Genomic DNA, 9308 nt, shown 5'->3' on the forward strand with positions numbered 1-9308 from the left:
ACGCGGGTGGGTTCACCCCACTGGTGGCTTCAGCCCTCCCGGTTGCTCGGGCGTCAGCGCAGGAGCGGGTCGACCGCGAGGGCCACGAAGAGCAGGCTCAGGTAGAGGTTGCTCGAGTGGAAGAGCTGCATGGGGCGGATCTTGGTGAGGTCCTCGGTGCCCTTGGTGCGCGCGTGCAGCTGGTGGGCCTGGACGAGGAAGACGGCGCCGAGAGCGATGGCGGCGACCGGGTAGAGCCAGCCGGTGGAGGCGATCGGCCACAGCAGCAGCGAGGTCGCGACCATGATCCAGGAGTACGCCACGATCTGGCCGCCGACGTGGCGCGCGGAACGGACCACCGGCAGCATCGGCACGTCGACCTGCGCGTAGTCCTCGCGGTAGCGCAGCGCCAGGGCCCAGGTGTGCGGCGGGGTCCAGAAGAAGACGACCATGAACAGGATCAGCGGCTCCCAGCTCACCGAGTTGGTGACCGCGGTCCAGCCGATCAGGGTCGGGAAGCAGCCGGCGATGCCGCCCCAGACGATGTTCTGCGTGGTGCGCCGCTTGAGCAGCATCGTGTAGACGAAGACGTAGAAGGCGTTGGCGGCCAGCGACAGGCCCGCGGAGAGCCAGTTCACGAAGAACCCGAGCACCAGCACCGACAGCACGGCCAGGACGGAGCCGAAGATCAGGGCCGCCCGAGGGGTGACTACGTGCCGAGGCAGGGCCCGGCGCCGCGTACGCCTCATCTGCTCGTCGATGTCGCGGTCGTAGACGCAGTTGAAGACCGAGGCCGAACCGGCCGAGAAGATCCCGCCGACGACGGTGGCCGCGACCAGGCCGACGCCCGGGACACCCTGGGCGGCGAAGAACATCACCGGCACCGTGGTCAGCAGCAGCAGCTCGATCACCCGGGGCTTCGTCAAGGAGACGTACGCCGAGATGACATCGCGCATTGACGCGCGGTCGCTACGCTGGTCGAGGTCGGGGACCGGCTGTTCGACGTGCGTCACTGAGAAGATCCTTCTCGTTCGGGTTGAGGCGTCACATGCGGCACATACAAGCAGTTCACAGCATGCGGCTCGCAGTCTAACCCCGGGCGTGAGTAGGCTCGGATTCGGCAGCCCCCACGGCCAGCCCAAGAACTCTCCCAATGTGGAGTCGACGACTTTGAAAAGGCACCTCGTGAGCACCAAACCTGTACTCGAGTGGACCGATCTGGACAACAAGGCCGTGGACACCGTCCGCGTACTCGCCATGGACTCCGTGCAGAAGGTCGGCAACGGCCACCCTGGCACCGCGATGAGCCTGGCCCCGGCGGCGTACCTGCTCTTCCAGAAGGTGATGAAGCACAACCCCGCCGACACCGACTGGCTCGGTCGGGACCGGTTCGTGCTCTCCGTCGGCCACTCGAGCGTCACCCTCTACATCCAGCTCTACCTCGGCGGCTTCGGTCTCGAGCTCGGCGACCTGGAGGCCCTGCGCACCTGGGGCTCGCTGACCCCGGGTCACCCCGAGCGCGGCCATACCCGCGGTGTGGAGGTGACCACCGGCCCGCTCGGCCAGGGTGTCGCCAACGCCGTCGGCATCGCGATGGCCCAGCGCCGGCTTCGCGGCCTGCTCGACCCGGACACGCCGGTCGACCAGCCGAGCCCGTTCGACCACAAGACGTACGTCCTGGCCGGAGACGGCGACCTGCAGGAGGGCGTCAGCGGTGAGGCGAGCTCGATCGCCGGCACCCAGAAGCTCGGCAACCTCACGATGATCTACGACGCCAACCGGATCTCGATCGAGGGCGACACCAACGTCGCGTTCACCGAGGACGTCGCCGCCCGCTACAAGGCCTACGGCTGGCACGTCCAGGAGGTCGACTGGACCCACGACGGCACCGGCTACACCGAGGACGTCCCGGCGCTGTTCGACGCGATCAACGCCGCCGGCGAGGTCACCGACCAGCCGTCGCTGATCGTGCTGCGCACCATCATCGCCTGGCCCGCCCCCAACGCGCAGAACACCGAGGCCGCCCACGGTTCGGCGCTCGGCGCCGAAGAGGTCGCCGCGACCAAGGAGATCCTGGGCTTCGACCCGGCCAAGTCCTTCGAGGTCGACCCCGAGGTGCTCGCCCACACCCGCCAGCTCATCGAGCGCGGCGAGAAGGCCGAGGAGGCCTGGCGCGCCGAGGAGGCCGCCTGGGCCGAGGCCAACCCGGAGGGCGCCAAGCTGCTCGAGCGGCTGCAGGCCGGCGAGCTCCCCGCCGACATCGCCGACGCGCTGCCGGTCTTCGAGGCCGACGCCAAGGGCATCGCCACGCGTGCCGCCTCCGGCAAGGTGATCAACGCGCTGGCGCCGGTGCTGCCTGAGCTGTGGGGCGGTTCGGCCGACCTCGCCGGCTCCAACAACACCACCATCTCCGGTGCGCCCAGCTTCGTCCCCGAGGACCGCTCCACCCACGAGTGGAAGGGCGACCCCTACGCCGGCCGCGTGCTCCACTTCGGCATCCGCGAGCACGCCATGGGCGCGATCCTCAACGGCATCGTGGCCCACTCGCCGACGCGGGCCTTCGGTGGCACGTTCTTCCAGTTCTCCGACTACATGCGAGGCGCCGTACGCGTCGGGGCGCTGTCCAAGCTGCCGGTGATCCACGTCTGGACCCACGACTCCGTCGGTCTGGGCGAGGACGGCCCGACCCACCAGCCGGTCGAGCACCTCGCCGCGGTCCGGGCCATCCCGGGTCTCGACGTGGTCCGCCCCGCCGACGCCAACGAGACCGCAGCCGCGTGGCTCGAGGTGCTCAAGCACCACGACCGCCCCTCGGCGCTCATCCTGACCCGTCAGGCGCTGCCGACCTTCCCGCGCGGGGTCGAGGGCTACGCCGACACGAGCGGCGTGGCCAAGGGTGGCTACGTACTCCTCGACTCCCCCACCGGGACCGTGGACGTCGTGCTGCTCGGCACCGGCTCCGAGGTGCAGTACGCCGTCGCCGCCCGCGAGGGGCTGGCCAAGGAGGGCATCGGCGCCCGCGTCGTCTCGCTGCCGTGCCTGGAGTGGTTCGATGCCCAGGAGCAGGACTACCGGGACTCGGTGATCCCGCCCAACGTCAAGGCGCGGGTCAGCGTCGAGGCCGGCGTGAAGCAGGGCTGGCGCGAGTACGTCGGTGACGCCGGCCGGATCGTATCGCTCGAGCACTTCGGCGCCTCGGCGTCCGGAGCGCTGCTGTTCAAGGAGTACGGCTTCACCCCCGAGGCGGTTGTCACGGCCGCCAAGGAGAGCCTCGCCGCCATCAACAAGGGAGCATGAAATATGTCTGACCGACTCAAGGCGCTGGCCGAGGCCGGCGTATCCATCTGGCTCGACGACCTCTCCCGCGAGCGCATCGAGACCGGCAACCTGGCCGATCTCGTCAAGGAGAAGTCCGTCGTCGGCGTCACCACCAACCCGACCATCTTCGCCGCCGCGATCGCCAACGGTGAGCGCTACGACGAGCAGCTGCGCTCGCTGGTGGCCGACGGCAAGACCGTCGACGAGGTCATCTTCGGCCTCACCACCCAGGACGTACGCAACGCCTGCGACATCCTCGCGCCGGTCGCCGAGTCCACCAAGGACGACGGCCGGGTCTCGATCGAGGTCGAGCCGACCTTGGCCAACGACACCGACGCGACCATCGCCTCCGCCAAGGCGCTGTGGGCCGCGGTCGACCGCCCCAACGTGCTGATCAAGATCCCGGCGACGCTCGAGGGGCTCCCCGCGATCACCGCCGCGATCGCCGAGGGCATCTCGGTCAACGTGACCCTGATCTTCTCGGTCGAGCGCTACCAGGCCGTGATGGACGCCTACCTGACCGGTCTGGAGCAGGCCAAGGCGGCCGGGATCGACCTGTCCACGATCCGCTCGGTGGCCTCTTTCTTCGTCTCCCGCGTCGACACCGAGATCGACAAGCGGCTCGAGGCTCTCGGCACCCCCGAGGCCACCGCGCTGCTCGGCAAGGCCGCGGTGGCCAACGCCATCGCCGCGTACGCCGCCTTCGAGGAGGTCCACTCCAGCGAGCGCTGGACCGCGCTGGCCGGTGAGGGCGCCAACGCCCAGCGGCCGCTGTGGGCCTCGACCGGGGTCAAGAACCCGGCCTACCCCGACACCCTCTACGTCACCGACCTGGTCGTCGCCGACACGGTCAACACCATGCCGGAGAAGACGATGGAGGCCTTCGCCGACCACGGCGAGGTCAAGGGCGACGTCGTCACCGGCAAGGGTGCCGAGGCGGCCGCCGTCTTCGAGTCGCTGCGCTCGGTCGGGGTCGACCTCGACGACGTCTTCCTGGTCCTGGAGACCGAGGGCGTCGACAAGTTCAAGGTCTCCTGGACGGAGCTCGTCGACACCGTCGTCGCCCAGATCGAGGCGGTCAAGCAGTGAGCGAAGGCCCGGTCGACGCGACCACGACGGACGCCTGGAAGGCACTCACCGAGCAGCGGGCCGGCTTCGAGCCCGACCTGCGCTCGTGGTTCGCCGATGATCCCGGCCGGGCCTCACGCTTTACCTTCGAGGCGGCCGACCTCCACGTCGACCTCTCCAAGGACCTCATCACCGACGACCTCCTGGCCACCCTGCTGGCTCTCGCCGAGCAGGTCGGCCTGGAGTCTCGCCGCGACGCGATGCTCGCCGGTGAGCACATCAACGTCACCGAGGACCGCGCGGTGCTCCACACCGCCCTGCGTCTTCCCGCCGACGCCTCTCTCGAGGTCGACGGCACCGATGTCGTGCCAGCCGTCCACGAGACCCTGGCGAAGATGTACGCCTTCGCCGACCGGGTCCGCTCCGGCGAGTGGAAGGGCGTCACCGGCGAGCGGATCCACACGGTCGTCAACATCGGCATCGGCGGCTCCGACCTGGGGCCGGTGATGGCCTACGAAGCGCTCGAGCCGTTCCGTCACCCCGAGATCGAGTGTCGGTTCATCTCCAACATCGATCCCACCGACGCCGGCCAGAAGCTCAAGGGACTCGACCCGGCCACGACCCTGTTCGTGGTCTCGTCGAAGACCTTCTCCACCCTGGAGACACTGACCAACGCCCGGCTGGCGCGTGCCTGGCTGCTCGAGGCGCTCGGCGACGGCGTGGACTCCGCCGAGGCCGTCGCGAAGCACTTCGTGGCCGTCTCCACGGCGCTGGACAAGGTCGAGGCGTTCGGGATCGACCCGCAGAACGCGTTCGGCTTCTGGGACTGGGTGGGCGGCCGCTACTCGGTCGACTCCGCGATCGGCACCACCCTGGCGATCGCCATCGGGCCGGAGGGCTTCGCCGAGTTCCTCGGCGGCTTCCACGCGATCGACGAGCACTTCCGCACCACCCCGCTCGAGCGGAACGTGCCGGCGCTGATGGGCCTCCTGAACGTCTGGTACGTCAACTTCCTCGACGCTCAGACCCACGCCGTGCTGCCCTACTCCCAGCTGCTGCACCGGTTCCCGGCGTACCTTCAGCAGCTGACCATGGAGTCCAACGGCAAGTCGGTGCGCTGGGACGGCACCGCGGTGACGACCGACACCGGAGAGGTGTTCTGGGGCGAGCCCGGCACCAACGGACAGCACGCGTTCTACCAGCTGATCCACCAGGGCACCCGGGTCATCCCGGCAGACTTCATCGCCTTCGCGAACCCCGCCTACCCGCTGCGCGACAGCGACGTCGACGTCCACGAGCTGTTCCTCGCCAACTTCTTCGCCCAGACCCAGGCGCTCGCCTTCGGCAAGACGGCCGAGCAGGTGCGCGCCGAGGGCACCGCGGAGAACATCGTCAACGCGCGGGTCTTCTCCGGCAACCGGCCGACCACGTCGATCATGGCGCCGTCACTGACCCCCGGAGTCCTGGGCCAGCTGATCGCCCTCTACGAGCACATCACCTTCACCCAGGGTGTGGTGTGGGGCATCGACTCCTTCGACCAGTGGGGCGTCGAGCTCGGCAAGCAGCTGGCCCTGCAGGTCAGTCCGGCCGTCTCCGGCGACGCGGAGGCCGCCGGGCGGCAGGACGCCTCCACCCAATCCCTCATCGCCTACTACAGAGAGAAGCGCACGTGACCAGCGACGGTCATCCCGAGTCACTCATCGAGGTCCACGACACCGCCGAGGCCCTGGCCTCCGCTGTGGCCGGGGAGTTCCTCAGCCGCCTCGCCGACCTTCAGGCGGCCGGCGACGTACCCACCATCGGCCTCACCGGTGGCACGATCGCCGAGGCGATCCATCGCGAGATCGCCCGCCTCGCCCCCGAGTCGGGTGTCGACTGGGGCGCGGTGGAGTTCTTCTTCGGCGACGAGCGCTACGTCGCCGCCGACTCCCCCGACCGCAACGCCGGCCAGGCCCGCGCCGCCTTCCTGACCGAAGTCGGTGTGCCCGACCACCGCATCCACGAGATGCCCGCCACCGACTCCGGCCTGAGCGTCGACGAGGCAGCGGCACGGTTCTCCGACGACGTACGCAGCCACGACTCCGGCGGCTTCGACATCCTGATGCTCGGCGTCGGCCCCGACGGCCACATCGCCTCCCTCTTCCCCGGCTTCCCGCAGCTCGAGGCGAAGAACGCGATCGCCGTCGGCGTCACCGGCTCCCCCAAGCCCCCGCCCGAGCGCATCACCTTCACCTTCGAGGCGCTGCGCCGGTCCACGACCGTCTGGTTCCTGGTCAGCGGCAAGGGCAAGGCCGAAGCGGTGGCCAAGGCCCACGCCGGCGCCCCGATCACCGAGATCCCCGCCACCGGCGTCACCGGCACGACCGAGACGACCTGGTTCCTGGACCGGGCCGCCGCCTCGAAGCTCTGACCTCCTCCCGACTCGGCGCGACTGTCCCACTCAGAAGCGCCGAGTCGGCACACATGTCTCGGGAACTCCGTTACCCAGGTTGCTAACGGCAGGTAAATCTTTCCCGCAGCGGGTTCCGCGGGCACCTGGCGACTGCCACCATCCGAGCATGTCCTTCAGCGTCTCTCGGCGGCTCGGCCTCACCCTGGCCAGCCTCGTTGCCCTCGCCTTGGCGAGCTTCATGGCGGTCGTGATCACGACCGCCCCGGCCCAGGCGGCCACGATCAACGTCACCACGGCGATCGCCACCCAGAACGGCTCGACAGCCACCGTACGCGGCTACGTCGTCGGCCAGCCCACAGCGACCAGCACGGTCGTGACCAGCAACTACCCCAACGACTACGCTCTCGCGATCGCTGACTCGGCCGCGGAGACCAGCACGTCCAAGATGCTCTACGTGCAGATCCCCGATGCGTTCCGCAGCGCGTGGGGCCTGCGGTCCAACCCGGGCCTGAAGGGGCGTCAGATCGATGTGACCGGCACCCTGACGGCGTACTTCTCCCATCCCGGCCACAAGAACGCCACCGCCTTCGCGTTCGCCGGCTCCACGCCGACCCCGACTCCGACCCCGACAGCCACCCCGACCGCTGACCCGGGAATCCCGGCGGGCTACTACGACCCGGCCGCCGGCCTGTCCGGCTCGTCGCTGAAGTCGGCGCTGCACAACATCATCGACGGCCACACCACGCTGTCCTACAGCGCGGTCTGGGAGGCGCTGAAGGTCCTCGACCAGGACCCGAACAACTCCTCGAACGTGATCGAGTTCTACTCCGGTGTCTCCACGCCGAAGACCAACAACGGCGGTGACGCCAACAATTGGAACCGCGAGCACACCTGGCCGCAGAGCCATGGCAACTTCGGCACCAGCAACGGCCCCGGCACCGACGTGCACCACCTGCGGCCCGAGGACGTCACCGTCAACTCCACCCGGGGCAACAAGGACTTCGACCTGGGCGGGTCGGCGGTCTCGGAGTGCAGCGACTGCTGGACCGACTCCGACTCATTCGAGCCTCGTGACAGCGTCAAGGGCGACCTCGCCCGCGGCATCCTCTACATGGCCGTGCGCTACAACGGCGACGACGGCTTCGCCGACCTCGAGGTCAACAACGCCATCAACGGCTCGACCAACTACCTCGGCAAGGTCTGCGTCCTGCTCGGCTGGCACAACGCCGACCCGGTCACCGCAGCCGAACGCACCCGCAACAACACCGTCTACTCGACCTACCAGCACAACCGGAACCCCTTCGTCGACCACCCGGAGTACGCCGAGTCCATCTTCGGCGCCTCCTGCTGACACCCCCGCCGAGTCGGCTCGTCCTGACCGATACCGGCGCCGAGTCGGCTCGTCCTGACCAGATCCGACGCCGAGTCGGCTCGTCCTGACCAGATCCGACGCCGAGTCGGCTCGTCATAACGAGCCGACTCGGCGGTCAACGTCAAATGTCGGTGGTCCCGCTCATGCTGGGCGCATGGATATCGAACAGATGCAGTTCACCCGTACGCTCGGCCCCGACTTTCCGCTGCCGCCGACGCTGCCGTTCACCGCCAAGATGGCGCTCGAGTCCGGCGTGACCTATCGCCAGTTGCGCGAACTCGTACACCTGGGCCTCGTCCGCCGCCTGATCAAGGGCGTCTATGTCGCGACGGAGATGGGCGACTCGCTAGACCTGCGGGCCGCGGGGCTCAAGCTTGTCGTGCCCAAAGACGCGGTGGTGGTCGATCGGCATGCCGGATGGCTTCTCGGCGCCGAGATGATGCTCGCCCCTGGTGAGCACCTCGACCTGCAACCCCTCTCCGTCTTCCTCCCCGCCGGCCGCGGACGTCTACGTAACGACCTAGCTGCCAGCGGCGAACGTAGCTTCCACGACGATGACATCGTCGAGGTCGGAGGCCTGCTGGTCACCAGCGCGCTACGCACGGCGTGGGACGTCGGCCGGGTGCGCTGGCCAGAGCGGGCCATCGCCGCGATCGACCAGATACACCGGCTCGGTCGCTACGACTGCGACGAGTTCCTCGCTGGAATCAACAGGTTCCGCGGACAGCGGTACGTCACCACGCTGAGGGCGGTCGGACCGCTCGCCGATGGTCGAGCGGAGTCACCTCCGGAGTCGATCCTGCGGATCTGGTCGAAAGAGGTCAGAGGCCTCGATCTCGTACCCCAGCTCGATGTCCGTCGAGGAACCCAATTCCTCGGACGCCTCGACCTTGGCAACGAGCACCTGAAGATAGGCGTCGAGTACGACGGGGCCGAATGGCACAGCACCCCCGAGCAGCTGGAACACGACCGGAGCCGGCGAGGCGACATGATCGATGACGGCTGGCTCGTCGAGGTCTTCACCAAGGACGACACGTTCCGCAGACTCGCTGATCCCGGCGTACGACTGCGGCGGCTGCGTGATCGCGCCTACCAGCGCCTCTGGCACGCGACGGCCGCCTGAAATCGCCGAGTCGGCTCGTCCTGACCAGATCCCGTGCCGAGTCGGCTCGTCATAAC

General features: G+C 68.7%; 7 protein-coding genes. 6 read left to right on the plus strand and 1 reads right to left on the minus strand.

What is annotated here, in order from left to right; translation table 11 throughout:
- Positions 1-53 precede the first annotated feature (53 nt).
- Positions 54-992, minus strand: coding sequence for a heme o synthase (locus tag ACFU7D_RS26705; protein ID WP_378873088.1), 939 nt, complete (start codon positions 990-992; stop codon positions 54-56).
- A 172-nt stretch (positions 993-1164) separates the two neighbouring features.
- On the opposite strand from ACFU7D_RS26705, the gene tkt reads away from it, so the two are divergent.
- The 6 genes from tkt to ACFU7D_RS26735 all read left to right on the plus strand — a co-directional run bounded on the left by tkt (position 1165) and on the right by ACFU7D_RS26735 (position 9252).
- Complete coding sequence (gene tkt / locus ACFU7D_RS26710) at positions 1165-3276, plus strand: transketolase (RefSeq protein WP_378873090.1); 2112 nt, start codon at positions 1165-1167, stop codon at positions 3274-3276.
- Positions 3277-3279: 3 nt separating this feature from the next.
- The gene (gene tal, locus ACFU7D_RS26715; RefSeq protein WP_378873092.1) at positions 3280-4386 is read left to right on the plus strand and encodes a transaldolase; all 1107 of its coding nucleotides are present in this window, start codon (positions 3280-3282) and stop codon (positions 4384-4386) included.
- On the plus strand, positions 4383-6038 hold the full coding sequence (gene pgi, locus ACFU7D_RS26720) for a glucose-6-phosphate isomerase (protein WP_378873094.1): 1656 nt from the start codon (positions 4383-4385) through the stop codon (positions 6036-6038). The genes tal and pgi overlap by 4 nt, the downstream gene beginning before the upstream one ends.
- Complete coding sequence (pgl, locus tag ACFU7D_RS26725) at positions 6035-6775, plus strand: 6-phosphogluconolactonase (RefSeq protein ID WP_378873096.1); 741 nt, start codon at positions 6035-6037, stop codon at positions 6773-6775. Before pgi ends, pgl begins: the two co-directional genes overlap by 4 nt.
- A 148-nt stretch (positions 6776-6923) precedes the next feature.
- On the plus strand, positions 6924-8108 hold the full coding sequence (locus ACFU7D_RS26730) for an endonuclease (protein WP_378873099.1): 1185 nt from the start codon (positions 6924-6926) through the stop codon (positions 8106-8108).
- A 175-nt stretch (positions 8109-8283) separates the two neighbouring features.
- Positions 8284-9252: a hypothetical protein gene (locus ACFU7D_RS26735; RefSeq protein WP_378873101.1), complete on the plus strand. Its 969-nt coding sequence runs from the start codon at positions 8284-8286 to the stop codon at positions 9250-9252.
- Positions 9253-9308: the final 56 nt, after the last annotated feature.

It is taken from the genome of Nocardioides sp. NPDC057577, assembly GCF_042801335.1.
Taxonomy (GTDB): Bacteria; Actinomycetota; Actinomycetes; order Propionibacteriales; family Nocardioidaceae; genus Nocardioides.

Coding starts and splice junctions, on each gene's coding strand:
- tal (WP_378873092.1), top strand. CDS start 3,280: ATGTCTGACCGACTCAAGGCGCTGGCCGAGGCCGGCGTATCCATCTGG.
- ACFU7D_RS26730 (WP_378873099.1), top strand. CDS start 6,924: ATGTCCTTCAGCGTCTCTCGGCGGCTCGGCCTCACCCTGGCCAGCCTC.
- ACFU7D_RS26735 (WP_378873101.1), top strand. CDS start 8,284: ATGGATATCGAACAGATGCAGTTCACCCGTACGCTCGGCCCCGACTTT.